We start from the raw sequence: 24,929 nt of genomic DNA, 5'->3' as shown, positions 1-24,929 counted from the left end.
CTAGCGAATAACCCTCCAGGCGCCCGCAACATAATCCAGCCGCAACTCACCCGGGGCCACCGCTGTGGCGCGGGTTGCCGCATCGGTGCAGCGCGGCGCCTCGCGCCAGCGGGCAGCATACATCGTGTTGATCGGCCGCGGCGTCTCGCTGGCCAAAGCCAGCATCTCCAGCAGCGCCTCGCGGGTGGCATGATCCTCAGCCGCGGTGCAGGGCCAACTGGGCAGCAGGGTCACCCGCTCGGCCGCCGCCAGCAGCGGGCGCAGCCTCGCCGCATCTATCCGCCAGGGATGCTGTGCCCCCGCCCAATCATGCAGCGCCTGCCGGGCAGGCGCTGCATCGAGACATTGCACCGCCGCCAGCACCACCAGCAAGAGAATCCCCGCCCGCCCCTGCCGGGCCAGCAGCACCGCCACCCCCAGCAGCGCCGCCGCCCCCACCGGCCAGAAGAAGCGGCCCGAGGCGCGGAATTGCTCGAATAACCCCGGCGCCTCGCCCAGATCGAACAGCAGAGCAGGCCCCAGCCCGACCCGAAAACTCACCGCCAGCAGGCTGAGGCCGAGGCAGGCCAGCACCAACCCGCCATGCCGCCTGAGGCCGCCCAGCACCGCAACCGGCCGCCACAGCAGCAGCGCCGCAAGCCCCAACCACAGGCCAAAACCCAGCCAATTATAACCCTCCCAGCCGCCATGGCCGGTGGCATCGACCTCGGCCGCGAACCCGCCCCCCAGGAACCATGACCGAAACGGCCATATCGGCGACAAAAGATTCAGCGCGAAGGCGCCATACCAGCGCTGCCCATCGCCCACCGCCCCCAAATATCCCAAAACGGTCATAATTCCGCCCACCAGCGCCAGCCCGGCCGCAGCGCCCAATGCTGCCCCCAACCAGGGCGCGCGGCGCAGCAGCAGCGTGGCCGGCACCGCTGCCAGCAGCGCCAAATTCATCACCGCCAAATAAGGATGCACCAGCAAGGTCGCCCCCTGGAGCAAAATGGCCCCGGGCCAGACCCGCCCCCCGGCCACCAGCCGAAGATAAAACCCCAAGCCCAGCCACAGCAAAAAATGCCCGCACAAGGCGGCATGGCCAAACCGCATGATGAAGGCCGGCATCGAAGCCGCCGCCACCGCCACGGCCAATAATGGCAGCAGCCGGCGCTCCCCCGCCCCCGCCATGGCCCAGGCGGCGCAAACCGGCGTCAAAACCCATACCAGCGCATACCACAGCCCAATGCCATGAAACCCTGCCGGCAGCAGCGGCGCGAGCGCCTTTAGCGCCAAGGCCAGCAGCGGAATCCCATCAGCAAAGGCCAGATTGAGGCCGCCCAGCATCGCCACATTCAGCGGCGGCCAAACCCATGCCGAGGCGATGAAATAGCGCTGCGCCACCGCATGCTGTGCGGCATCGCCCACCGGTCGCCACCCACCGCCCGCGCCAGGCCATAAAAAATCGGCGGGAAACAGCCAAAAAGCCATCCCCGCGCCCCAAATCGCCGCGAGGATGAGAGCGATGCGCATTCCCCCTGCTCGCACCGCAATGTGACAAGGGCAAGGCCAGAAAACCTGTCGTTTTTGTGCACTGCCACATTTTCGCCCCAACTCAACCATCTTGCGGCCAGTTCAGCCCGGCAAAATGCTCGCAAGCAGAATTCCTCCGCCCCCACCCCTCTCGGGACAAAATCCATGCCTGGCCTGGACAGTCTCCAATCCCTCCGCCCGGACAATACCGTCCGCGCCTCACGGATCGGCATCTTCCCTCCCATCCTGCCGGTCCCCTCGGCCGCAGGCATCAATGCCCGCCTCAAGCGCGCATTCGATATGCTGGCTGCTGGCGGCATGCTGCTGCTGCTCGCGCCGATCTTCCTGCTGCTCGCCGCCCTGGTGCGGCGCGATAGCGGCGCCGCCTTCTATGCCCATACCCGGGTCGGCCAGGGCGGGCGCGGCTTTGGCTGCCTGAAATTCCGCTCGATGGTGACCGATAGCCAGGCCCGGCTCGACGCCCTGCTCGCCGCCGACCCTGCGGCCCGCGCCGAATGGGAAGCCACCCGCAAGCTGAAAAACGACCCGCGCATCACCGCCATCGGCCATGTCCTGCGCAAGACCTCGCTCGATGAATTGCCGCAATTGGTCAATGTGCTGCGTGGCGAGATGAGCCTTGTCGGCCCACGCCCCGTGGTAGCCGCCGAGCTGGACGAGTATTACGGCCCCGCCGCAGCGCAATATATGAGCGTGCGCCCCGGCATCACCGGCCTGTGGCAGGTCAGCGGCCGCAGCAACACCAGCTACGCCCAGCGCGTGGCGATGGATGTGGCCTATGCCTCCCAGCCCTCGCTCTGGACCGACATCAAAATCCTCGCCCGCACGCCGATGGCCGTGCTGGCCCGTCGGGGCGCCTGCTAAAAAGGGTCAGCGCGGCCCCGGGTGAGCGGCAAAACCCTCTTCCGGGGGAAACCCAAACCATCCCAACCGGTGCTATCCTCGCCCGCATGACCCACACAGCCCAAACCCGCGCCGCCACCGGGCGCCTGATGTCCGGGGTGGTGTGGAATGCCCTGGGCCGCGGCCTGCCCCTGGTCATTGCTCTGCTCCTCACGCCTTGGCTGCTGCATCTCATGGGGGTGGAGCGGTGGGGTTTATTCACCCTGGCCCTGGCCATGGTGGGCGTGCTGGGCGTGTTGGATCTGGGCGTGGGCCCCGCCCTCACCCGCAGCCTCTCCGAGCGGATGCACACCGCCACCCCGGCCGAACAGGCCGATCTGGTGCGCGCAGGGCTGGCCGCCCTCAGCCTGGTGGCGGTTTTCGGCGCGGCGGTTCTGTGGCTCGCCCTGCCTTGGCTGGTGAGCGATGGCCTGAATGTGCCGCCCGCGCTGCAGGCCGAGGCCCTGGCCGCCATGCGGGTGCTGGCCTGTGCGATTCCCCTGGTGGTGTTGAATGCGGCGCTGTGGGGGGTGCTAGCGGCCTATCAGCGCTTTGCCGCGGCCAATCTCGTCACCGTCCCGGTCAACCTGTTCTATTATCTCGGCCCGGTGCTGGCCCTGCTGCTGTGGGATTCGCTGGTGGGGGTCATGCTGGCCCTGCTGGCCTGCCGTTTGGCCAATACAATCTCCTATATCTGGCTGGTGCGGCGGGATTTACCGGGGCTGTGGTCCACCTGGCCCCGGCTACGCCTCGCAGCCCCCTTGCTGCGCCTGGGCGGGTGGATCACCTTTGCCTCCCTGATCGGCCAGGCGCTGCTCTATGCCGATCGCTTCCTGATCGGCGCGCTGCTGACGTTGACGGCAGTCGCCCATTACGCCACGCCGCTCGATCTGGTGTTGCGGATGTGGATTTTGCCCGTCGCCGTCTCCCAGGCGCTGCTGCCAGCCATGGCCAGCGGTTTTGCCTCCGTGCCAGTGGCCACGGCCGCGCTGTTGCGCCGTGGCGGCCTGCTGATCCTCATCGGCGTCTTTCCCGCCTGCGCGGTGCTGGTGGCTGGCTCGCATGAGGTGTTGCGGCTGTGGCTTGGTGCCGGCTTTGCCGATGGCGGCGCGCCGGTCTTGCGCATCCTCGCCATCGGCATCCTGTTCTCCTGCCTCGCCTATGCCCCCAATGCGCTGCTGGAGGCGATTGGCCGGCCCGATGTGATAGCGCGCTTCGTGCTGGCGCAGGCGGTGGTGTTTCTGCCCCTATCGGCACTCTTCTTGGTCGCGGGCGGGGTGGAGGGTGCCGCCATCGCCTGGGCGCTGCGGGTGGCCGCCGATGCGCTGGGGAAACTCTATTTCGCCGCCCGTCTCTACCCGCCGGCCGCGGCGGCTGCACGCGGCTTGATGCCGCCCATGCTGGCGGCAGGGCTGGTGCTGCTGGCACTGGCCCTCGCACCGGGCTGGGGCTGGAAGGGCGGCGTTTTCGCCCTCGGCACCGCGGCACTGGTGCTGCTGCTATGGCGTTCCCTGCTGCCTGATGAACGCCAAGCCTTGCGGCACCCGCGGCAATGGCGTCAGTTGCTGCGCGCATGACGCCGCTTTTCATCAATGGCCGCTACCTGACCCAGGCGCTCACCGGCGTGCAGCGGTTTTGTCGCGAAATCGCCGCCTCCCTTCCCCAGGCCACCATCCTCACCCCCCCGGGCATTGAGGGCGGCACCGCCACCGGCCGCCGCCAGGGCCAGGCCTGGGAGCAATGGGAACTCGCCCCCGCCGCGCGCGCGGGGCTGCTGCTCAATCTGGGCAATACCGCGCCACTGTTCCGCCGTGGCCGCCAGGCGGTGGTGATTCATGATGCCGGGGTCTTCGACACGCCCGAATCCTATTCTCGCGCCTTTCGCCTATGGTATCGCGCGCTGCATTATTCCCTGGCGCGCAACGGCACGCGGTTGCTGACGGTGAGCGAATTTTCCCGCAGCCGCCTCGCCCATCACCTGCGGCTCGACCCCGCCCGCATCGGCGTGGTCGCCGAAGGCGGCGAGCATATTTTCCGCAACCCGGCCGAGACCGCCATCCTCGCCGAGCATGGCCTGCAGCCCGGCCGCTACGCCCTCGCCGTCGGCACCCAGGCGGCACATAAAAACCTCGCCGCTCTTCAGGGCGCCGCGAGCCTGCTGGAACAGCATGGCATGACACTCGCTTTGGCCGGCGCGCGCGATGCCTCGGTGTTTCGCGCCGCCGGCGCCGGCGCCGCCCGCCCGCTGGGCCGGGTCAGCGATGCTGCGCTGCGGGCCCTATACGAAAACGCCCTCTGCCTGCTCTTCCCCAGCCGCTATGAGGGCTTCGGCCTGCCGCCGCTGGAGGCGATGTGGTGCGGCTGCCCGGTCATCGCCGGCCGCGCCGGCGCCCTGCCCGAGGTGCTGGGCGATGCCGCGCTGTGGTTCGCCTCCGACGACCCCGCGGGCCTGGCCAGCCAACTCGCCACCCTCATCGCCGAGCCTGCACTCCGCCAACGCATGGCCGATGCGGGCCGCGCCCGGGCGCAACATTATTCCTGGCCCGCCGCCGCGGCGCGCCTGCTGCAATTGGCGCAAGACGCATGACAAAAATCGCCATCATCCATGAATGGCTCGACAGCTATGCCGGCAGCGAACGCGTGCTGGAACAAATGCTGCTCGCCTTTCCCACGGCGGATCTTTTCGTGCTCTGCGATTTCCTGCCCGAGGCGGAGCGCCATTTCCTGCATGGCCGCACCCCGCGCACCAGCTTTATCCAGCGCCTGCCCTTGGCGAAAAAGCGCTTTCGCAACTATCTCCAGCTGATGCCCATCGCGGTCGAGCAATTCGACCTGCAGGGCTATGATGTGGTGCTCAGCTCCAGCCATGCCGTGGCCAAGGGCGCCATCACCGGCCCCGGCCAGCGCCACATCGCCTATATCCATTCGCCCATGCGCTATGCCTGGGATTTGCAGCACCAATATCTGCGCCAGGCCGGCATGACGCGCGGCTTGGCCTCGCTTTACACACGCTGGCTGCTGCACCGCCTGCGCCTTTGGGACCAGGCCAGCGCAGCACGGCCTGACACCCTGCTGGCCAATAGCCGCTACATCGCCGAGCGCATCCAGAAGGCATGGCGGCGCGAGGCCCGGGTGCTGCACCCGCCGGTCAATCTCGCCGGCTTCCCGCTGTGTGAGCAAAAGCAGGGCCACTTCCTCATCGCCTCCCGCCAGGTGCCCTATAAGCGGATCGAGTTGGTGGTGGAGGCCTTTGCCCAAATGCCCGACCAGCGCCTGATCGTGGTGGGTGACGGCCCCTCCGCCCCCCTCGTCACCGCCGCCGCCACCGGCGCCAAAAACATCGAACTGCGCGGCAGGGTGCCGCAGGGCGAATTGGTGCGCCTGACGCAAACCGCCCGCGCCTTCGTCTTCGCCGCCGAAGAGGATTTCGGCATCGCCATGGTCGAGGCCCAGGCCGCCGGCACCCCGCTCATCGCCTATGGCCGCGGCGGTGCGCGGGATATCGTGATCGAGGGCGAAACCGGCTTCCTCTTCGCCGAACAAAGCGCCGAGGCAGTGCGCGCGGCGGTGCAGCGCTTCATCGCCGCCCCCGCCCTCTCCCCCGCCGCCTGCCACGCCAATGCCACCCGCTTCTCGGAAGAGAGTTTCCGCGCAGCCCTCATCACCGAGGTGATGGGATGACGCATATCTCCCTCATCATCGCCACCATGGGCCGGGTGGCGGAGCTGCATGACCTCTTCGACAGCCTGGTCGCGCAACATCACCCGGCGCTGGACGTGATCCTGGTCGATCAGAACGGCGATGATCGTCTCGCACCCGTGGTGGCGGCCTATGCCCAGCGCCTGACTTTGCGCCACATCCGCAGCCCGCGCCCACATGCCAATGCCGCGCGCAATCTGGGCCTGCGCGCCGCCATCGGCGATATCGTGGCCTTCCCCGATGATGATTGCACCCTGCCCCCCGGCACCCTGGCCCGGGTGGCGCGGATCTTCGGCGATCCGGGGCTTGCGGTGCTGACCGGCCCCGCCGCCTCGCCCGATGGCGGGCTGGGCTCGGGCCGCTGGCACCGCCAGGGCGGGCCCATCACCCTGGCCACCGTCTGGACCTCGGTGATCGAGTTCAACCTCTGGCTGCGGCGCGACACGGCACTGGCGCTGGGCGGTTTTGACGAAAACCTAGGCCCCGGCAGCGCCCATGGCAGCGCCGAGGGCAATGACCTGGTCTGCCGGGCCATGGCCGCCGGGCTGCAGGCCGAATATGATCCGTCCCTGCTGGTGGTGCACCCCGATAAGCGGCTCTCCGATGTCGCTGCCGAGCGGGCCTATCGCTATGGCATGGGTCTGGGCTTCGTGCTGCGCCGCCACGCCGTGCCCTTTGCGGTGTGGTCGGCCTTTCTCTATCGCCCAGTCGCCGGCGCGGGGCTGGCCCTGCTGCGCGGGAGGCTGCACCACGCCGCCTATTACTGGCAAAGTTTTCGCGGCCGGCTGGGCGGCTTCCTCTCGCCGCAAACCCCGCAACCAACGCCCATGACAGCATGAACATCACCATCGGCATCGCCACCCGCGGCCGCCCCGCCATCCTGGGCGAGGTGCTGGCCGAGATCGACCGTCAGACCCGTCCACCGCAGGCCGTCATCATCTGCCATGTCAGCGAGGGCGATGTGACCGGCCTGCCGCCCCGCTTCCCGGGCCTGCGCTTCATCACCGCCGAGGCCGGTCTGCCACGGCAGCGCAACGCCATCATCGATGCCGCTCCCACCGCTGATGCCATCCTTTTCATCGATGATGATTTCCTCGCCGCGCCGGACTGGCTTGCAGTGCTGGAAGCCGTGCTGAACGCCCATCCCGATTGCGTGGTCGCCACCGGCACCGTCATCGCCGATGGCGCCAAAGGCCCCGGCATTTCTGTGGAACAAGGCCGCGCCATCCTCGCCGCCGATACGCTGCCCTCAGACCCTCTGGCAGTGGCACCACATTTCAACGGCTATGGCTGCAACATGGCCTTCCGCATGGCGCCGATCCGCCAACACGCGCTGCGCTTCGACGAAGCCCTGCCGGCCTATGCCTGGTACGAGGATATCGATTTCTCCCGCCGCCTGCTGCCCCATGGCAGCATCCTGCGCCTCGCCGGCGCGCGCGGTGTGCATCTGGGCGCCAAGATCGGCCGCCAGCCAGGGCGCCGGCTGGGCTATTCCCAGGTGGTGAACTCCGTCTACCTCGCCCGCAAAGGCAGCTACCCCTGGAGCCACGCGCTGCGCAGCATTGGCCGGCATTTGCTGGCCAATGCGGTGAAATCCCTGCGGCCCGAGCCGGAAGTGGATCGTTGGGGACGTTTGCAGGGCAATCTGCGCGGGCTTTGGCATGTGCTGACGGGGCAGGCGCATCCGGGGCGGATTGTAGAGATGTAGGGGCGGTGGCCCCCTTGGGAGGGCGCTGTCCTCCCGGAGTTTCTTTGTCCGCCACCTCCGCCGCCTCCGCTGACAACACTGGCTGCCCCATCATCAGCATCGCCGCGAACTTCCCCTCCACTGTAATCCCGGGTGGTATACGGAGCGGCGCAGGGTGGATCACCACCGGTTCAATCAACCCTCGTGCGGCATGGAGCGCCTCTCCGCCCGCAGCCCCAGCGAGAACCTCAACCAGCCGCGCCAGCGTGTCGCGGTAAGCCTGCCCAAGATTGGGCATCAACCGCACGGCGCTCGGCGGCGCCGCGAGCAATTGCTGCTGAAGTCTCGTCTGCTCGGCCGCCAGGCAGTTCCACCCCGGCGCAAATTCCTGGGCGAAGAGGGCAGCAAGCTCTGCGTCCATCATCTGACTGGCAAGGATGTTCAGCACCCGCGCTTCAAGCCGCGGCCGCTTTCCTGTCAGCCAGGACAGGCAAGGCCCCTGCGCCGCCCTGTGGAGGGAGAGGACGTATTTTTGTGATGGCATGAAACACCCAAGGCGCCGCAACCAGAAGGGTAACAATTAACATGGCTAATTTTTCATTTTTTTATTCCATGCGTATTGTTTCTTTTATTTACTTTAAGCCAGCTAAGTTTCGGGAATTCCCCGGTTGTGCAGGACAATGTGATGGCGAATGGCAAGGACAGCAGCGCTAAGCAAGCGAGACCCCTGGCCCGGCGCGCGGCGATGGGCGGGGTGGGTGCCGCCGCCCTGGCCGGGCCATCGCCGGGCCGGGCGCAGTCCCGCCCTGCGGGAGGCGGAATGAGCGGCCAGTTGCGCCTGCAGCAGGTGGCGCGCGTGGAACTCGGGACCTACGTGACGTCGCTGGCCTGGAGCCCGGATGGCGGCCGTATTGCGGCGGCGCATGACTGGGGATCGAAGGTCGCGGTGATCGACACCTCATCCTGGCGCGTGCGAGCGACGATCCAGCGTTCTTCGGCCATCAGCCAGGCCACGCTGGGGTTTGCGGCGGGTGGCCGGGAGTTGGTCACCCGGCCTGGAGAGATTCGCACGCTGCACAACAACCCCTTCGTGTTCGGCGTGTTCGAGACGGACACGGGGCGGCCCTTGCGCCATGCGCGCTGGCCAACAGACTTCCCAACCTCGAGGGTTCCCGAAGGTTTGGCGGTGTCGCCGGATGGGAAGTTCGTGGTCCTCTTTGATGAGAACCGTCAAGGCGGTTACCTGCACGTCTATGATGTGGCGACCGCGGAGTTTGTGCAGGCCATCGTCCCGCCGAGACGTGTCACGTTTACGCTAGCGTCGATCAACCACGGCAATCACCTTGCAGTGGACGCAAATTACTCGCTTGCGGAGCGTCATCCCTCGGTGCGAAAGGCGATTGAGATCTTCGACCTGCCGGGACTGCGGCGCGAGAGGGTGATCCCAGCCCATATTCCGTCCTTCGCGTCCTTGGCCTGGTCGCCGCAGGGAGATCGTCTCGCGAGTGGCGCTCAGGGCTTGGACAGTGCGCCCGATCCCACAACGGGGGAGTTTCGGCTCTGGCGGGACGAGGATCCGATCCGTGTGTGGGATGCGAGCAGCGGGCGCATGATCGTGTCCTTTGCGGGGCAGTTCGAGCCGATCGGAACTCTTGCCTGGCATCCGAGTGGAGATTTGCTCCTCGCGAAATCAGCGAAAGGCACCGGCGAGCGTGGATCGCTTGTCCAGGTGCTCCCCGCGGGAGGCGGTTCGCCCGTGCTGCGATATTTCGCGCCCGGGGAAGAAGTGATTCGAGTGCCTTGCTTCTGTCCTCGGGCTGGCTTGCTGGCCTGGGGAGAGGAGGGGGCCGTCCGCGTTTTCCGGCTAATTCCTGCCTAGAACTGCCCTTGCTGCGGCTGTGAGGAGAAACGCATGCCTTCCGTGAGCGACCTGGTTGCCTTGGGAAACCACAGCTATGTGGGTGGGGTGCCTCGAGGGACGGCATTCCCGGTGCGGGCGGTGGACGCCACAAGGCTCTTTGCCACGTTTTCTGCGCTCCTGCTGGGCGGCTGTTCTCTTTTTATGCCATTAAGCGAGTTTGTCGTGAACCCGATGCCGGGAAGTCCTCTCACGCGGTGCTTCGGCGCGCCATTACGGTACGATGTCTACCGCTGCGTTGAAGCCGCCTTGGCAGCTTCTGGCGGCGAACCGCTTGGCCGGTTTTTGAGCGCGCAGGGGATGCAATGCAATGCCTCCGGCCCAACGTCGGCCTGTAGTGTGACATTAATCGTCCGAGCCCGTGGTATGAGCGACTCAAATTTTCCTCGGCTGGTGACAAGCCATGTGACCATTCAGCAAATCGTACCAAACCTTTGCGAGATATCAATTCGTACTAGGGCCGTAGAAACACCGTCTGGAAGGGAATTTTTCAATTCAGAAATACAAAATTCAGACTATAGATATTTGCCTCGCTCGTCTCGTGTCGCGTGTGGCAATTTTCAGGGGAAGGAGATTATTTGATGTGGACGGCTGGCTTGGGGAGAGCAGGGGGCCGTCCGCGTTTTCCGGTTAATTCCTGCCTAGAACTGCCCTTGCTGCGGCTGTGAGGAGAAACGCATGCCTTCCGTGAGCGACCTGGTTGCCTTGGGAAACCACAGCTATGTGGGTGGGGTGCGTCCAGGCGATGCGGGGCTCGCGAGGGCTGTGCTTCTCGATCGGGCCGTTATCCCCGCAACTCGCTCCTGATACGCGGCCACATTGCCGCTGTTAGGCAGGAAAGCCAGTTATCGACCTGTCCGAATTTCCCGAGCCAGTTCTCACCGTCCGACCGGTCCAATCAGCCGTCCACGAAGCACGCGGGAGAGCGCGTCGATGCAGGCAACGGTTACCAACACCATGATGACGATGAGCGACACCTCCCGCCAAGCGCTGATCATCAGGCGGTCCATCAGGAAAAAGCCGATGCCTCCGGCCCCAACCACGCCAAGGATCGTCGCCGAACGTAAGTTGGATTCGAGAAAGTAGAGGCTGTTGCCCAGCAGCACCGGCATGACCTGCGGCAGCACGCCGAACCCTATCGTCTGCATGCGGCCGGCACCGGTGGCCCGCACGCCCTTCACCTGCTCGCGGTCGGTGTTCTCGATCGCTTCGGCGTATAGTTTGGTCAATACGCCGGTGTCATTCATCGCAATGGCCAGGATACCGGCAAAGGGCCCGAGCCCGACCACACTCACAAAGAAGATCGCCCAAACCAGGCTGTCGATGCCGCGCACCACGTCGCTCGACCGACGCACGAGCAACCGGACCGGGCCGAAGGGCATGATGTTGCGCGCGCCCATCAGCGCCAGCGGCACGGCCAGTAACGAGGCCACCAAGGTGCCGAGAAAGGCCATCGCCAGTGTCTCGCCGATAGCCCGCACATAGTCCCAGACATGCTCGGTAACAGCAGGCGGCATCATCAACATGAAGACATGGCCGAGTTGGCCGATGCCATCGATCAGTCGGCCAGGCGTCACCTCAAGCGCATCCAGGCCCCACAGAAACAGACCGAGCCCAAGCAGAACCGCCGCCGCGCGCCGCCACAGGGCGAGGCCCCTCGGTGGATATAATTCCGGCCGGCATTCGCGCCAGCGCGTGAGGGGCCGGCCGCTCACAGCGCGCGCAACCCATCGCGGCCGATGACCCGCCCGCGCAGCCAGCCGCATAGCGCGTCGATCAGCATTACCGCCGCAATCAGCATGAGCGCGATCGCAGAGATATCGGTGTGGTCGAAATTCTTGATGGCGCGATAGAGTTCCTGCCCGATTCCGCCTGCACCGACGAAACCGAGGATCGACGCAGCGCGCACGTTGATCTCCAGTCGCATCAGCCCGTAAGACAAATAATCGGGCATGAGCTGTGGCGTCGCGCCATAGACCATGGTCTGCGCCCAGCTTGCTCCAGTGGCGCGCACGCCGCGCAGTGGCTCCGGGTCGGCATTCTCGGCTACGTCACCGAACAGCTTGCCGAGCGCGCCGAAGGAATGCAGGCCGATCGCCAATACGCCGGCGAGCGGGCCTATGCCGAAGGCGAAAACGAATAATACGGCGAAGACGAGTTCGGGGACAGTGCGTGCCAGTTCCAGCGTTCGGCGCGCGGCCACCCCTACCCAGGGCGCGGGGGTCAGGTTGCGCGCTGCCAGAAAGGAGAAGACATAGGCGAGGATGGCGCCAAACAGCGTCGCATAGATCGCGATCAGCACCGTTTGCCAAAGCGACGCCAGCCACTGCCAGCCGTTCCAGTACCAATAGGCGAGATCTTCCCCCAGCGTCGCCCAGGCAAGCTCGGGCACCATGCGCCCGAAATAGGACCCGAACCGCGGCAGCCTGTCCCACAGCAGGGCAAGCTTGACCTCGCCCAACCAGGCTGAAATGGCGATGAGCACCAGCATAAGCACGGCAGCGCTCAGCCATTGCAGACGATGGGCGCGCTTTTGGGCAGCCCATGCCCGGGCGAACCGCGCGCGCGATTGCGGGTGCTGAAGCGGGCGCACGCCAGGCGTGCCGTCCGCCATACTCAATGTGCCTCGGTCAGCGCGGCCGCGCTGCCATAGATGGCGAGCAGGGTCGGTTCGTCGAGCCCGCCGACCGGCCCGTCATAGATCACCCGCCCCTCCGACAGAGCGATGGCGCGGTCGCACCAGGCGCGGGCAAGCGGAACCGAATGCAAATTGCACAGTACGGTGATCCCGCGTTCCTGGTTGATGCGACGCAGGGCCTCCATGACCGCCTGAGAATTGACGGGGTCGAGGCTCGCCACCGGCTCATCCGCAAGAATCAGCCGCGGTTCCTGCACCAGGGCGCGGGCAATCGCCACCCGCTGCTGTTGCCCGCCCGAAAGCTGGTCGGCGCGCTTGAGCGCATGATCATCCATGCCGAGCGAGGCCAGCGCGTCGATCGCGATATCACGCTCCTGGTCGTTAAACATGCCAAACAGCTTGGGTAGGCGCGGCTTGTGATTGAGCCGCCCGGTCAGCACGTTGGTCAATACCGACAGCCGCGCGACCAGGTTGAAGCGCTGGAAGATCATCGCGCTCTGCCGGCGCCAGGCGAGCAGTTCAGCCCCACTCAGCCGGGAAATATCACGCCCATGATAGAGGATCTCCCCCTCGCTCGGGTCGATCAAGCGATTGATCATATTCAGCAAGGTGGATTTTCCGGCGCCCGAACGCCCCAGCACCGCCACCATCTCGCCATCCCCAACTGCCATGGATACGCGATCCACGGCGGTGGCGTTGCCGAAGCGGCGCGTGAGTGCTCGCAGCTCCAACACGCGCTTAGCGCCGGCGGCGTTCGGCCTGCCGCAGCGCAATGAAAGGCTCATAAGCCTCATGCGAGATCAGGCCGAAACCGCCGAACACGTTGCGGCTCACCGTCTCCCAGGCCTGCGGATCAGCCCAGCGCATATTTATCAGGCACTCGCTCATCTTCGCGCGCATCGGCGCGGGGTAGCTGAGGCGCGTGGTGAAAGGCGCGTTGGGGATTTGCGCGCTTTCATGGATGAAGCGGATATCCTCCAGCCGGATCGTGCCAGCGCCCGCGGCGCGGACATGCGCGCCAGACTGCGGCGAGTAGTACCAGCCGGTCGTTGCATCGAGACGACCCTGCACAACCGAGACCATGCCGTTGTCATGCGAGCCAGTCTGTACGAGGCGGCCGAAGAAATTGCTCTGGCCGCGCTCATCCACCCAGCCGCGTTCTCGGAAAAATTGCATCGGCAGCACATAGCCGGAGGTCGAGGTCGGCGTTGCCCAGCCGAGCGTCTTGCCGCGCAGATCTTCCAGCGTGCGGATAGGGCTATCGGCGCGCACGATGATGTTCCAGCGGTAGCCCATGTCGCCCTGCGGCGAGACATCGACGGCCACTGGCACCACGTCGCCGCGTGTAAGGTCCCATAGGATCGCGTATTGAGACGGCCCATACCAGGCGAGGTGAACATCGCCCTGCACCATAGCCTCGATCATCGCGGAGTAGTCATTGCTCACGCGGATGGTCACGTTCTCAATGCCCAAGCATCGCTTCAGGTAGGGTGCCATGGCGGCCCAGCGGAGGTTGCCATCCTGCTGGTTCTCGCCGGAGGCGACGCCAAATGTGATGTTGCGGAATTGCTGCCGCCAATCCTGCGTCGCGGCAGGGGTCTGGGCGCCTGCCGCGCTGGCGAGCGATACAGTGAGTGCGAGCGTGCGGAGCAACAGGTTCATGTCACAGACCTTAAAAAACGGTAGCCTCGGATAGCGGTTTCCCGTGACGGATCCGAGGCGAAGTGATGACGGCGTGATGAAGGCGGGGGATGGTGGCCGACCCAGCGAGGCGCTGACATTTGGACGAGGCAGACCGACCAATACCAAACCCCACGGCTTGTGACTCAAGAATGGCATTCCCCAACGCGGCGGTGCTGTGATTCACGCTGATGGTCCGTGCCGCAGGCCTTCGGCCCGACTGGACTTCAAAAGCTCTGGCGCTGGCCCCTCGCCTCTGCGTTGATTGGCGGCACCGGCGGTGCTCTCCTTTGGTTCAACACGACATTGGCCCGCTTTTTCTGCACTACCCGCGCTGGACCCCACGCATCATTTGTGGCGCGTGCTGGTCCACGAAATGGGCTTCCTGTCATTCAAGACCGAGTTGGTGTGGCGCAATCCGGACGAGTTGCCTGGGGTCGCGGCCTGGGCCGACCTACTCCTGGCAGGGCTCCTGGCAGGGAATGCGGCGATGATCCCGGATCATTTGGCGGTAATCGCCGCAGCCCAGCGGCACCGCCCCACCGCGATGTCACGACATTTTCATCAAAATGTAGGCAATATTACAAAGATCGCGTCGGCCAATTCCGTTAACTTCCAGTAACTATAAGGGAGTTTTGGCACATGTCTGGCAATATCAGCGCGACCACCGTTTTCAGCCTCAACAACGCGACCCTGGCCGGTGGAGCCGCCCTGGGTGCGGAGGTGATTGCCTATGATGCGGCCCGCGGGCTGGTCTATGTGGTGGGTGCCAACGGCCTTGATGCGCTGAACGCCACGACCGGGGCACTCGCCTTCTCGATCCCGAAATCGCAGATCCAGGTGCCGGGCGGCGGCGCGGCATTGTCCCTCGGCACTGGCAATTCGGTCGCCATCAACGGCGATAACTTGGCCATCGCCTTCGATGGGGCGACCGCGGGCAGCGCGGGCGTGGTCGCGGTGTTCACGGTGAACCCGGGCGGCACCGCAGCGACCTGGCGTGCCACAGCCGAGGTCGGCGTGATCCCCGACATGATCACCTTCACCCCCGATGGCACGCGCCTGCTGGTCGCGATCGAGGCCGAGCCGACCGCCGGCTACGCCGCCGACGCGCCCGGAGGGCTTGCGGTCATTGACGTCGCGGCCTGGACCTCGACCTTTTATGGCTTCAATGCCTTCGATGCTCAGGCATCCGCCTTGCGCGCCGCCGGCATCAAGATCAACAACGCCATCCCGGGTAGTGCCACGGCCAATACGGCTCTGCCGTCGGTCGATCTGGAACCCGAGTATATCACCATCAGTGGCGATCGCGCCTTCGTCACCATCCAGGAAGCCAATGCGCTCGGCGTGTTTAACCTCAACGCGGCGAATGGCCCGGTGGGCTGGACCGCGGTGCTGCCCTTCGGCTTGTCGAACTATAGCTTGGCCGGTAACGGCATCGACACCTCGGACCGCGATGGCGGTGCCATCATCCGCAACGTGCCGATCAACGGCATGTTCCAGCCCGACGCCATCGTCTCCTTCGTGCAGGGCGGCATCACCTATCTGGTGACCGCAAATGAGGGCGATGCACGCGAGTATGGCGGCACGGGCAATGTCTTCAACGAAGCGGTGCGAATCGCAGACCTGGTGCCGGCGACCGGCAGCACAGCACCCGCCGGTATGCCGCGCCTGGATCCGACGCTGCTGGCGCAGGTCCAATCGCGCCGCGGCGATACTGACCTTGGCCGGCTTGAGGTTTCCCGCTGGACGGGTGACACGGATGGCGATGGGGACCTCGATCGCCTGGAGGCCTTTGGCAGCCGCAGCTTCTCGATCTGGCAGGTCGGCGGCACGGACGCCGTCCCGACGATTACCCAGGTCTACAATAGCGGCCAACTGATTGATCAGGTGGTCGCTAGCCAACTGCCCGCGCTGTATGATGATGGGCGAAGCGACAACAAGGGCTCGGAGCCCGAACAAGTCACGATCGGCACCATCGACGGCAGCCTCTATGCCTTCGTGGGCCTGGAGCGCAGCAACGCCAACCTCGTATTTCGCATCGATGGGCCGAGCAACGTCGTCTTCACCGGCATCCTGCGTCAGCCGGGCGATGTGGGGCCGGAAACCTCGGCCTTCATTCCTGCGTCCGGCAGCACGCCGGCGCGGCTGGCCGTGGCGAATGAGGTCAGCACCACCACATCGGTCTTCAACCTCGCACCCAGCAGCGGCAACTACACCCTCCAAATCCTCCATGGGTCGGATTTCGAGGCCGGGTTGCTCGCGACCCAGCGCGCCGACCGCTTCGCCGCGATCGTGGACCGGCTTGAAGACAGCCTGCCTAACAGCATCACCCTCTCGGGCGGCGACAACTTCATACCTGGCCCCTTTGGCGCAGCCGGCACCGACAACAGCATGGTGCCCGTGCTGCGCGCCTATTACGAACAGGCGCTCGGCCTGACCGCAGGGTCCTTGACCAGCCTGTTCGGCACCAGCCTCGCCAGCGCGACCTCGACCTTCTTCGCGACCGACATCGCGATCCTGAACGCCATCGGCGTGCAGGCCTCGGTGCTCGGCAACCATGACTTTGACCTCGGCACCAATGCGCTGGCGGCGGTGACCGACTTCACCGCCAATACGAATGGCACTACGCCGGCAGCGCGTGTGACCAATTTTGGTGCGAACTTCCCGTATCTGTCTGCCAACCTGAATTTTTCCGGCGATGCCAACCTGCGCGGGCTGGTCACGACGACGCTGCGCGAAGCCTCGACCTACGCCACCGTGGCCGCCGACCTCGCCAGCAACCAAACCGTTGCGAATGAAGCGGCGGATGCGCAGATCGCGCCCTGGACCACGATCGTTGAGGGAGGGCAGGTCATCGGCGTTCTTGGGCTGACGACGCAGGTCCTGGCCTCGATCTCGACCATCAACGGCGTGCAGGTGCTGGACCCGAACGGTGATGGCGGCGTGGACAACATGGCGGAGCTGGCCGCCATCCTGCAGCCCTATGTCGATCAGATGGCAGCCCAGGGGATCAACAAGATCGTCCTGCTGTCCCACCTCCAGCAGTTCAACAACGAGTTGAACTTGGCACCGCTGCTGCGCGGCGTTGACGTCATCATTTCCGCCGGCAGCCACGCGCTATTCGCCGATGGCACCGATGCGCTGCGCCAGGGCGATACGGCCTCGGCCGGTTATCCGGTCTATCGCACCGGGGCCGATGGCAGGCCGGTGGCCATTGTCAGCACCTCGGGCGAGTATTCCTACGTCGGTCGCCTGGTCGTGACCTTCGATAGCAACGGCGTGCTGATCGCGGATCCGGATGGTGCCGGTGCGCAGGGCATCGGTGCGGTCGATCCCACAATCTCGGGCGCCTATGTGACCGATGATGCTACGGTGAACGCTCTCTGGGGTAGCGCCAACGCCTATGCCGATGGCACGCGCGGCGGCGAGGTGCGCCAGATCACCAACCAGGTGCAGACCGTGATTGCCGCCAAGGACGGCAATGTCTTCGGCATCAGCGAGGTCTTCCTCGACGGCCGCCGCAGCGAAGTCCGCACCGAGGAAACCAATCTCGGCAACCTGTCCGCCGATGCGAACCTGTTCGTCGCACGTAAGGTGGATCCGGGCGTGAGCGTCAGCCTGAAGAATGGTGGCGGCATCCGTGCCGAGGTTGGCGCCGTGCTAGGCCAGCCCGTGCCGTCCGAATTGCCGCCACAGGCCAACGCCGCGGCCGGCAAGCCGCAAGGTGGGGTCAGCCAACTTGATATCGAAAACTCGCTGCGTTTCAACAATTCGCTCACCAAGCTTGCGGTCACTGCGGAAAACCTGGAACGCCTGTTTGAACACGCCGTCGCCGCCGTGGCGCCCGGTGCGACCCCAGGGCAATTTGCCCAAGTCGGCGGCGTTTCCCTCTCTTTCGACGCGACCAAGACGGCGCAGGTCGTCAATGCTACCACGGGCGTGGTCAGCACGGTCGGCCAGCGCGTGCAGAACCTGGTGATCCTGAATGACGACGGCAGCATCGCCGACACCATCGTCTCGGGCGGCGTGCTGCAGGGCGATCCTAGCCGGCAGATCAAGCTGGTCACGCTGAGCTTCCTGGCCGACGGTGGCGACGGCTATCCGCTGCTGCCCTACACCGTGCCGGGCAGCCGGGTGGACCTGCTGAGCAATCCGGCCCTGTCGGCGGGCAACGCGACCTTCTCGGCTCCTGGGTCCGAGCAGGATACTTTGGCCGAGTATCTCAAGGCGGTCCATGGCACGGCGGCCACTGCGTACGACACGCTCGACGTCGCGGCCTCTGGTGACCTGCGCATCCAAAACCTGGCGCTGCGCCCGGACACCACCACGATCGAATACGCACAGGTGTTCCGCGACGGGTTGTCTCGCCTGCAGCAATTCGACCGCTACACGGGCCCCGTATCCTACCTGCAATTCGAAACGCGCGGCAGCGACGCGAGCGAGGCCATGAACCTACGCGCCACGAACGACTTTGTGAACCTGCTAGGCGGCGACGATGCGGCCAATGGCGGCGCGGGCAGGGACGTGCTCGACGGCGGCACCGGTTCGAACTTCCTGACTGGCGGCACGGGTGCGGATGTCTTCTTCCTCGATATTCGTAACCAGGCTGGGGCGCCGACCTGGAGCACCATCACTGACTTCGCGGCCGAGGATGAACTCGCTATCTTCGGCTGGAACCCGGCAGGCAGCCAATCCTCCTGGGTGCAAAGTGCCGGTGCCGAGGGCTATAAAGGCGCCACATTGCAGATTGATATCGACGGCGACCGCGATATCGATGCCAGCATAACATTTGCTGGGTTGACTCAGGCCCAGGCTGGCACACCCCTCCAGTTCGACGGGTTGCTCTGGTTTAACTGAACCTGGGAAGTGGCTTGTGGGCAGCGGGGTGGCCCAGGCAATGACGCCCCCACTGCGCGCTGATGGGTGCGACCCCGACGGATTGTGGCTTGCGGGGCCCGGCCGGGCGGGCCGGGACACAGGTCGCACCCGGATTTAGGTGGTTTTGCCCGGGGGGCACGATCAGAATGGGCCTGCGGGGAGCGAATTTCGCGCTCCCAAACCCGCCCGCAAAGCGCCGTGGAATAAACAATCGGCAGCCCCCGCCCGCCGATTGTTTATTCCACGGCGGTCCAGGTGCCCCTGGCACCTGGCGGATGGAGTTTAAGGAAGGCAGCGCCTTCCCCAAACGCCACCCTCATCCCCGCACCGTGGCCAGCCCCCAATCCAGCCAAGGCAACAATGCGGCAATATCAGCCCGCTCCACCGTAGCCCCCCCCCATATCCGCAGGCTGGGCGGCGCATCGCGATAGCCCCCGGCATCCAGCGCCACGCCCTCAGCCTCCAGCAGCGCGGCCAGCTTCTTCATCACCGCAGCCTGACCAGTCCCGGGCAGCGCAGTAAACCAATCGGCAGCGGGGGCGATGCAAATCGCCGTGCAGGAGCGTTGTGCCGGCACCTCAGCCAGAAACCGCCATCCGCCCTGCGCCACAAAGCCGGCAATCTCCGCCAGATTGGCCTCACTGCGGGCGATCAGGCCCGCCAAGCCGCCCAGGCTCTCCGCCCAGCGCAGCCCATCCAGCGCATCCTCCACGCAGAGCATGCTGGGGGTATTGATGGTATCACCCTTGAAAATGCCCTCGATCAGGCTGCCACCATTGGTCAGGCGGAAAATCTTCGGCATCGGCCAGGGGGGCGTATAGCCCTCCAGCCGCTCCACCGCCCGCGGCGAGAGGGCAATCATGCCATGCGCCGCCTCACCGCCCAGCACCTTCTGCCAGGACCAGGTGACGACATCGAGCTTCTCCCAGGGCAGTTCCATGGCAAAAGCGGCCGAGGTGGCATCACAGATCGCCAGCCCCTCGCGGTCAGCCGCAATCCAATCGCCATCGGTCATCCGCACGCCGGAGGTGGTGCCGTTCCAGGTAAAGACGCAGTCATGGCGCCAATCCACCTGGGCAAGATCGGGCAGCGCGCCATAAGGCGCGGCCAGCACCCGCGCCGGTAGCCGCAATTGCTGGCGGATATCAGCCGCCCAGGCATCACCAAAACTCTCAAACGCCACCACATCCACGCCGCGCGGGCCCAACAGGCTCCACATCGCCATTTCAATCGCGCCGGTATCCGAAGCCGGCACAATGCCCAGCCGCCACCCCTCGGGCATGCCCAGCACCGCCTTGCTGCGGGCGATCACCTCGGCCAGCGCCGCCCGGGGCGCCGTTGCGCGATGGCTGCGCCCCAGCCATGCGCCCTCCAACGCGGCCAGCGACCAGCCCGGCCGCTTGGCGCAGGGGCCAGAGGAGAATTCAGGGCGCGCCGGGCGAATCGCCGGCCGGGGGAAAGTCATGCTGGGTATCCTCCACAGGCGGCCAAACTTGCGCGCGGCGCGCAGGCTTGCAACCCTCACCCCCCTGCTGTCAGTGAGCGCATGCCCATGACCCCGCTCGACCATGCCCTGTTCCGCCGCATGCCCAAGATCGCGCTGCATGATCACCTGCTGGGCACCATCGGCTGCGCCACCTTCCAGGCCCTGGCCCGGGCGCGGGGCGCGGCGATCACCGATGACGAGATCGCCGATCTCTATGACCCGGCGAAGAAACTTGGCGCCATGCGGGTGCTGCGGGTGCTGGAAATGCAGGTGCTGCGCGAGCCTGCGGATTTCCATCGCATCACCTATGAATACCTCGCCGGCCACGCCGCCCAGGGCGTGCGCCATGCCGAAATTTTCTGGAACCCCACCCCCAGCGTGGCCGATGCCGCAGCCTATGCAAGGCTGCTTTCCGGCATAACCGCGGCCATGGCGGATGCCCAGGCCGATCACGCCATCACCGCCCTGGTGCTCCCCTCCATCGACCGCGAGGCCCCACCAGAGGCAGCACTCGCCATGGTGGAATGGATGATCGCCCGGCCCGACAAGCGGGCAATCGGCATCGGTATCGACTACAATGAAAACAAAGGCCCGCCCGAATTATTCACCGCCGCCTATGCCCTGGCCGGCCGGCATGGCCTCAAGCGCACCGCCCATGCCGGCGAATTCGGCTGCCCCGCCGGGCATATCCGCACCGCCCTGCGCGACCTGGCGGTGGAGCGGCTGGACCATTGTTACACCGCGCTCGAAGAGCCCGATCTTTGCCGGGAAATCGCCGATCGCGGCGTGGTCATCACCGTGGTGCCCACCAACACCTATTACCGCCGCACCCTGCCCCCGGAGCGCTGGGCCGAGGACCACCCCATCCGCCGCATGCCAGCAGCGGGCCTGGCCATTCACCCCAATACCGATGACCCGCCAATCCACCATATCGACCCGGAAGGCTGCTGGGCGATGATGCATGAGGCCTTTGGCTTCGGCGCCGCCGATATCCGGCAATTCATGCTCAACGGCATCGAGGGCGCCTTTGTCGATGCAGGCACGAAGGCTGCCTGGCGGAAGCTATTCACCGCCGAATTCGACGCCCTGCTGCAGGAGATAGCCCCATGATCCACCGCCGCACCCTGCCCCTTCTGGCCCTGCCCGGCCTCGCCCAGGCACAGGCCTGGCCCAGCCGGCCGATAACCCTGGTGGTGCCCTTCGCCGCCGGCGGCAATGTCGATGCGGTGACGCGCCTGCTCGCCCCCGAACTCTCCCGCCGGCTGGGCCAGAATGTGGTGGTGGACAATGCGCCGGGCGCCGGCGGCACCATCGCCACCGAACGCGTGGCCCGCGCCGCCCCCGATGGGAATACGCTGCTGGTCGCGGTGGAGAGCACCCTGGCCATCGCCCCCTTCGTCACCCCCTCCGCCGTGCGATATGACCCGGTGGCCGATTTCGCCCCGGTGGCCATGCTGGCCACGCTGCCGCTCGCGCTGGTGGGCCGGCCGGACCTGCCGGCGGCGGATCTGCCGGCCCTTATCGCCCTGGCGCGGGCGAGCAGCGCGGGGCTGACCTATGCCACCTCGGGCACCGGCACCTCACTGCATCTGCTGGGCGAGATCATCGCAGCGCGCACCGGCGCGCGGCTGGAACATGTGCCCTATCGCATCACCAGCCAAATCCCGACCGACCTGATGGGCGGGCGGCTTGATCTTGCCATCCTCGCCCTCACCGTGGCCGCACCCCTGGTGCGCGAGGGGCGGATCAAGGGCTTTGCCGTCAGCGCCGCAAACCCCCATCCCGCCATGCCCGCCGTGCCGCCATTGGCCAGCCTGCCCGCCATGGCCGGCTTCGAGATGGCGGTCTGGCAGGGCATTTTCGCCCCCGCGCGCACCGATGCGGCCATTGTCGAGCGACTGGCCGCCGAGATTCAAATGGCGATGGAGGAGCCCGAAACCCAGCGCCGCCTGGCCGGCATTGGCATGACCGGTTCGCAACTCTCCCTTGCGGCGCTGGGCCGGCTGCTGCGCGCGGAAATGACCCGATACGAGGCGGTGGTGCGGGCTGCGAATATCCGGCTGGATTGATGCCCAGACCAACTGCCCTCAACAGACCGCGGACAAACGCTGGTGGCGGAGGGGAAGAGCGAAAGAACTTTGCCCTCTCCCACCAGCATCGACATATCTATCGACAATTTTCGCAGACCTTTGAATAATTTGTTATATTAATAACTAAACGAAGGTGCAGGAAACTAAGTTTCCTGCTGGGGTGCTCGAGGGGCAAAGCCCCTCGACCTTAACTCGGCTCAATATTTATTTTTCCAAAAACCATTACGCCGCACAATCCTGCCATCGCTGAGACGATGACGTGACCTTTGAGGCAAATCCCCCTCAACGCCTCATCCGCGATTTTTTGCCGCGGCCCTTAACCCCCCGTTAACCGCCCTGTGCAAAAAACGCGACAGGAGGCTCTCGCAATGTTGCACAGCGTGGCGCGAAATGCCGCAATGCCCATAATACCGCCCTCACCGCGCGGCGGCTGCCATGATGCACCACCCCCAGGCCAGAAGGAGCCAGGGCGCGTCTCGCCAGCAGACATGGCGGCGGAGGCGAATTTCGCCAATCCGCTCGGGGCCGCCCAGGCCACCATGGCCAAGATCAACGCCGCCCAGGCAAAGCGCGAGCCCCAGCCGCCCAACCCAGTGCCCCAAGCGGCCATGCCCGCCGCGCTGGGTGATGTGGGTATGAAGGCGCATATCATCATGGCAGCCCAGACGGCCGCAACGGCCCAACCACCTCAAGCCTTCGCCCCGGCTGCGCCACATGGCGGGCCGCACTGCACCCCGCGCGGCACCCCACGCGGCACCCCACGCGGCGCAGAATGCAACCTTCAGGCCTGAGCCGCCATCCATGCCAGCGCCGCCGGCAGCCAGGCACCATCCGCCCGGCCGGTATCGTAGCTCGCACCCAGATGGTCGCAGCCTGGCAATACCAACGTCGTCGCATCGCCCAGCAGCCCGGCAAAACGCTCCGCCTGGGCAATCAAATGCGGAAAATCCCGCTCGCCCCAGGCCAGCAGGAAGGGCGGATGCTCCGCCACCACATGCCGCGCCGGTGAGGCTGCGGCATCATTCGCCGGGTCCGCGCCCAGAAAACGCGGCCGTGATGGCAGCCCCGACCCTTCGCCAAATTCAAACACGCCCGAGACCGGCAGGCAGCCGGCAATCCGCCCCCGATGCGGCCCCAGCGCCAGCAGCGCCGCGTAATGCCCACCAGCCGAATGCCCGCCGACAAAAACCCGGCCCCGCGCGCCCTCCAGCACCGCCAGCAACGCCGCCGTACAATCCTCCAGCCCCGTGGGAAAAACATGGCCCGGCGCCAGCCGATAGCCAGCACTCACCAGATGGACGCCACCGGCATTCAGCCCCGGCGCCATGAAGGCCATCCATTCCTTATAGCCATTGGTCCAGCCGCCACCATGGAAGAACAGTAGCGTATCGCCGCTAGCAGCCTGCCCCGCGGGAAAGCGCAGCAGCCCCTGATAGGGGTCCGGCCCATAGGCGCTCTCCTCGCCCACCACGCCCTGTCCCAGGCGCAGCGCCTCCACATGGTAGCGCTCGCCAATCGGCGAGAAGGGCTCTTGCGCCGGATAGCCCCTCACAGGATACGCACCCGCGGCACCACCATCGCCGGATCCACCAGCCGCCCGCGTTCGATCACCACCTCATTATCGAGGGTGATCGTGCAGTCGCGCATTGGCACATCATAATGGCCACGCGTGCCGCGCTTGCCGCCACCTTGGGTATTGGGGCCGGTGGAGAACAGAAAATTCCCAGGAAAGGTGCGGGCGGCGGCGCGCGAACGCTCCGGGTCATCGCCATTCTGCGCGATGGAGCGCCACAGCGATTGCGGGTTCAGCCCCCAGCCCAGATGCGAGATGGCGAAGGGGTCCATATCCTCAGGGCTTTCCTTGTGGTCGCTCAGCCAATCATCCATCAGCTTCGCGTCCAGCCCGCCCTCGATCTTGGTAATAAAACCCTTCTCCACCGTCAGCTCCACCGCATCCTGCACATAGCGGCAATAGGGCAGAATGATGATGTCCCCCGGCGCCAGCACAACGCGGCCATGGGCCGAGCCCTCATTGGGGAAGGTATGGATATGGCCCGCCCCCCAATGGTCAAAATGCCCCGGCTCATCGGCATAGCCCCATTGCGACATCACCGGATAATCGCCCGTGCGGTAAGAAAAATCCGTGCCGGCAGCGGAGGTGACGCGCACCTCACGGGTGGCGCGATAGCGCGCCTCGGCATGCTTCACCGCCTCCTTCAGCCCCGGTGGTGAGAGCAGGTTTTCGAGGTCATCGGGCGCATCGATGATCATCAGCACCCGCGTACCGCCGCCCATCACCTCCTTCAGCCATTTGGTGAAGAGCGGCACGTGGAAGATGACGATGATATCCGCCGCCTTCACCGCCTCCAGCGTGCCCTTGCACTGGCCAATGGTAGGCACCCCCACCCGCGACCAGCTGGGCACGGAATTGACGCAGA

General features: G+C 65.7%; 21 protein-coding genes. 13 read left to right on the top strand and 8 right to left on the bottom strand.

Features of this window, described 5'->3' with window-relative positions; translation table 11 throughout:
* Positions 1-1,515, bottom strand: a complete 1,515-nt coding sequence (locus ABWP84_RS10930) for a DUF6311 domain-containing protein (protein ID WP_353212058.1) — start codon at positions 1,513-1,515, stop codon at positions 1-3.
* 165 nt (positions 1,516-1,680) lie between these two features.
* On the opposite strand from ABWP84_RS10930, the gene ABWP84_RS10925 reads away from it, so the two are divergent.
* The 8 genes from ABWP84_RS10925 (at position 1,681) to ABWP84_RS10890 (ending at position 9,680) form a co-directional block, all read left to right on the top strand.
* Positions 1,681-2,397, top strand: coding sequence for a sugar transferase (locus ABWP84_RS10925; protein ID WP_353212057.1), 717 nt, complete (start codon positions 1,681-1,683; stop codon positions 2,395-2,397).
* 86 nt (positions 2,398-2,483) lie between these two features.
* Entirely contained in the window at positions 2,484-3,992 is a 1,509-nt protein-coding gene (locus ABWP84_RS10920) for a flippase (RefSeq protein WP_353212056.1), read from the top strand.
* On the top strand, positions 3,989-5,002 hold the full coding sequence (locus ABWP84_RS10915; protein WP_353212055.1) for a glycosyltransferase family 1 protein: 1,014 nt from the start codon (positions 3,989-3,991) through the stop codon (positions 5,000-5,002). The genes ABWP84_RS10920 and ABWP84_RS10915 overlap by 4 nt, the downstream gene beginning before the upstream one ends.
* Complete coding sequence (locus ABWP84_RS10910) at positions 4,999-6,096, top strand: glycosyltransferase (RefSeq protein ID WP_353212054.1); 1,098 nt, start codon at positions 4,999-5,001, stop codon at positions 6,094-6,096. Before ABWP84_RS10915 ends, ABWP84_RS10910 begins: the two co-directional genes overlap by 4 nt.
* Positions 6,093-6,953 (top strand): glycosyltransferase, encoded by an 861-nt coding sequence (locus ABWP84_RS10905; protein WP_353212053.1) that lies wholly within the window; start codon positions 6,093-6,095, stop codon positions 6,951-6,953. The genes ABWP84_RS10910 and ABWP84_RS10905 overlap by 4 nt, the downstream gene beginning before the upstream one ends.
* Positions 6,950-7,822, top strand: coding sequence for a glycosyltransferase (locus tag ABWP84_RS10900; RefSeq protein WP_353212052.1), 873 nt, complete (start codon positions 6,950-6,952; stop codon positions 7,820-7,822). Before ABWP84_RS10905 ends, ABWP84_RS10900 begins: the two co-directional genes overlap by 4 nt.
* Positions 7,823-8,012: 190 nt before the next feature.
* Positions 8,013-8,339: a hypothetical protein gene (locus ABWP84_RS10895; RefSeq protein ID WP_353212051.1), complete on the top strand. Its 327-nt coding sequence runs from the start codon at positions 8,013-8,015 to the stop codon at positions 8,337-8,339.
* A gap of 282 nt (positions 8,340-8,621) precedes the next feature.
* Entirely contained in the window at positions 8,622-9,680 is a 1,059-nt protein-coding gene (locus tag ABWP84_RS10890; RefSeq protein WP_353212050.1) for a hypothetical protein, read from the top strand.
* Positions 9,681-10,597: 917 nt separating this feature from the next.
* Here ABWP84_RS10890 and phnE (ABWP84_RS10885) read toward each other — a convergent pair.
* Genes phnE (ABWP84_RS10885) through phnD form a run of 4 tightly spaced genes read right to left on the bottom strand, consistent with a single transcriptional unit; the run spans position 10,598 to position 14,019 of the window.
* The gene (phnE, locus tag ABWP84_RS10885; protein ID WP_353212049.1) at positions 10,598-11,434 is read right to left on the bottom strand and encodes a phosphonate ABC transporter, permease protein PhnE; all 837 of its coding nucleotides are present in this window, start codon (positions 11,432-11,434) and stop codon (positions 10,598-10,600) included.
* Complete coding sequence (gene phnE, locus ABWP84_RS10880) at positions 11,431-12,333, bottom strand: phosphonate ABC transporter, permease protein PhnE (RefSeq protein WP_353212048.1); 903 nt, start codon at positions 12,331-12,333, stop codon at positions 11,431-11,433. The genes phnE (ABWP84_RS10885) and phnE (ABWP84_RS10880) overlap by 4 nt, the downstream gene beginning before the upstream one ends.
* A 2-nt stretch (positions 12,334-12,335) precedes the next feature.
* Entirely contained in the window at positions 12,336-13,091 is a 756-nt protein-coding gene (phnC, locus tag ABWP84_RS10875; RefSeq protein ID WP_353212047.1) for a phosphonate ABC transporter ATP-binding protein, read from the bottom strand.
* A 4-nt stretch (positions 13,092-13,095) separates the two neighbouring features.
* The gene (gene phnD / locus ABWP84_RS10870) at positions 13,096-14,019 is read right to left on the bottom strand and encodes a phosphate/phosphite/phosphonate ABC transporter substrate-binding protein (RefSeq protein ID WP_353212046.1); all 924 of its coding nucleotides are present in this window, start codon (positions 14,017-14,019) and stop codon (positions 13,096-13,098) included.
* 379 nt (positions 14,020-14,398) lie between these two features.
* Between phnD and ABWP84_RS10865 the strand changes: the two genes are divergently transcribed.
* Entirely contained in the window at positions 14,399-14,659 is a 261-nt protein-coding gene (locus ABWP84_RS10865) for a hypothetical protein (RefSeq protein WP_353212045.1), read from the top strand.
* A 20-nt stretch (positions 14,660-14,679) separates the two neighbouring features.
* Positions 14,680-18,894, top strand: a complete 4,215-nt coding sequence (locus ABWP84_RS10860) for a choice-of-anchor I family protein (RefSeq protein ID WP_353212044.1) — start codon at positions 14,680-14,682, stop codon at positions 18,892-18,894.
* Positions 18,895-19,231: 337 nt separating this feature from the next.
* Here the strand turns inward: ABWP84_RS10860 and ABWP84_RS10855 are convergent, their stop codons facing one another.
* A complete protein-coding gene (locus ABWP84_RS10855; RefSeq protein ID WP_353212043.1) occupies positions 19,232-20,380 on the bottom strand; it encodes a phosphoserine transaminase in 1,149 nt (382 codons plus the stop codon).
* Positions 20,381-20,467: 87 nt separating this feature from the next.
* Between ABWP84_RS10855 and ABWP84_RS10850 the strand changes: the two genes are divergently transcribed.
* The 3 genes from ABWP84_RS10850 (at position 20,468) to ABWP84_RS10840 (ending at position 23,282) form a co-directional block, all read left to right on the top strand.
* On the top strand, positions 20,468-21,511 hold the full coding sequence (locus tag ABWP84_RS10850; protein WP_353212042.1) for an adenosine deaminase: 1,044 nt from the start codon (positions 20,468-20,470) through the stop codon (positions 21,509-21,511).
* Entirely contained in the window at positions 21,508-22,470 is a 963-nt protein-coding gene (locus ABWP84_RS10845) for a tripartite tricarboxylate transporter substrate binding protein (RefSeq protein WP_353212041.1), read from the top strand. Before ABWP84_RS10850 ends, ABWP84_RS10845 begins: the two co-directional genes overlap by 4 nt.
* A gap of 419 nt (positions 22,471-22,889) precedes the next feature.
* Positions 22,890-23,282: a hypothetical protein gene (locus ABWP84_RS10840; RefSeq protein ID WP_353212040.1), complete on the top strand. Its 393-nt coding sequence runs from the start codon at positions 22,890-22,892 to the stop codon at positions 23,280-23,282.
* Here the strand turns inward: ABWP84_RS10840 and ABWP84_RS10835 are convergent.
* Both ABWP84_RS10835 and ABWP84_RS10830 read right to left on the bottom strand, forming a co-directional pair.
* The gene (locus tag ABWP84_RS10835; RefSeq protein WP_353212039.1) at positions 23,273-24,043 is read right to left on the bottom strand and encodes an alpha/beta hydrolase fold domain-containing protein; all 771 of its coding nucleotides are present in this window, start codon (positions 24,041-24,043) and stop codon (positions 23,273-23,275) included. The genes ABWP84_RS10840 and ABWP84_RS10835 overlap by 10 nt on opposite strands.
* The coding region (locus ABWP84_RS10830) for a hypothetical protein (RefSeq protein WP_353212038.1) at positions 24,040-24,929 on the bottom strand (890 nt) is incomplete at its 5' end. The genes ABWP84_RS10830 and ABWP84_RS10835, both read right to left, overlap by 4 nt.

Source organism: Rhodovarius sp. (assembly GCF_040399605.1).
GTDB lineage: Bacteria > Pseudomonadota > Alphaproteobacteria > Acetobacterales > Acetobacteraceae > Rhodovarius > Rhodovarius crocodyli_A.
Note: the sequence above shows the minus strand (reverse complement) of the source record. Positions and strands in the feature narration are given on the sequence as shown.

Bases quoted from the DNA above. Each gene is read 5' to 3' on its own strand.
- ABWP84_RS10930 (WP_353212058.1), bottom strand. From the start codon at position 1,515: ATGCGCATCGCTCTCATCCTCGCGGCGATTTGGGGCGCGGGGATGGCT.
- ABWP84_RS10925 (WP_353212057.1), top strand. From the start codon at position 1,681: ATGCCTGGCCTGGACAGTCTCCAATCCCTCCGCCCGGACAATACCGTC.
- ABWP84_RS10920 (WP_353212056.1), top strand. From the start codon at position 2,484: ATGACCCACACAGCCCAAACCCGCGCCGCCACCGGGCGCCTGATGTCC.
- ABWP84_RS10915 (WP_353212055.1), top strand. From the start codon at position 3,989: ATGACGCCGCTTTTCATCAATGGCCGCTACCTGACCCAGGCGCTCACC.
- ABWP84_RS10910 (WP_353212054.1), top strand. From the start codon at position 4,999: ATGACAAAAATCGCCATCATCCATGAATGGCTCGACAGCTATGCCGGC.
- ABWP84_RS10905 (WP_353212053.1), top strand. From the start codon at position 6,093: ATGACGCATATCTCCCTCATCATCGCCACCATGGGCCGGGTGGCGGAG.
- ABWP84_RS10900 (WP_353212052.1), top strand. From the start codon at position 6,950: ATGAACATCACCATCGGCATCGCCACCCGCGGCCGCCCCGCCATCCTG.
- ABWP84_RS10895 (WP_353212051.1), top strand. From the start codon at position 8,013: ATGGAGCGCCTCTCCGCCCGCAGCCCCAGCGAGAACCTCAACCAGCCG.
- ABWP84_RS10890 (WP_353212050.1), top strand. From the start codon at position 8,622: ATGAGCGGCCAGTTGCGCCTGCAGCAGGTGGCGCGCGTGGAACTCGGG.
- phnE (WP_353212048.1), bottom strand. From the start codon at position 12,333: ATGGCGGACGGCACGCCTGGCGTGCGCCCGCTTCAGCACCCGCAATCG.
- phnD (WP_353212046.1), bottom strand. From the start codon at position 14,019: ATGAACCTGTTGCTCCGCACGCTCGCACTCACTGTATCGCTCGCCAGC.
- ABWP84_RS10860 (WP_353212044.1), top strand. From the start codon at position 14,680: ATGTCTGGCAATATCAGCGCGACCACCGTTTTCAGCCTCAACAACGCG.
- ABWP84_RS10855 (WP_353212043.1), bottom strand. From the start codon at position 20,380: ATGACTTTCCCCCGGCCGGCGATTCGCCCGGCGCGCCCTGAATTCTCC.
- ABWP84_RS10850 (WP_353212042.1), top strand. From the start codon at position 20,468: ATGACCCCGCTCGACCATGCCCTGTTCCGCCGCATGCCCAAGATCGCG.
- ABWP84_RS10845 (WP_353212041.1), top strand. From the start codon at position 21,508: ATGATCCACCGCCGCACCCTGCCCCTTCTGGCCCTGCCCGGCCTCGCC.
- ABWP84_RS10840 (WP_353212040.1), top strand. From the start codon at position 22,890: ATGCCCATAATACCGCCCTCACCGCGCGGCGGCTGCCATGATGCACCA.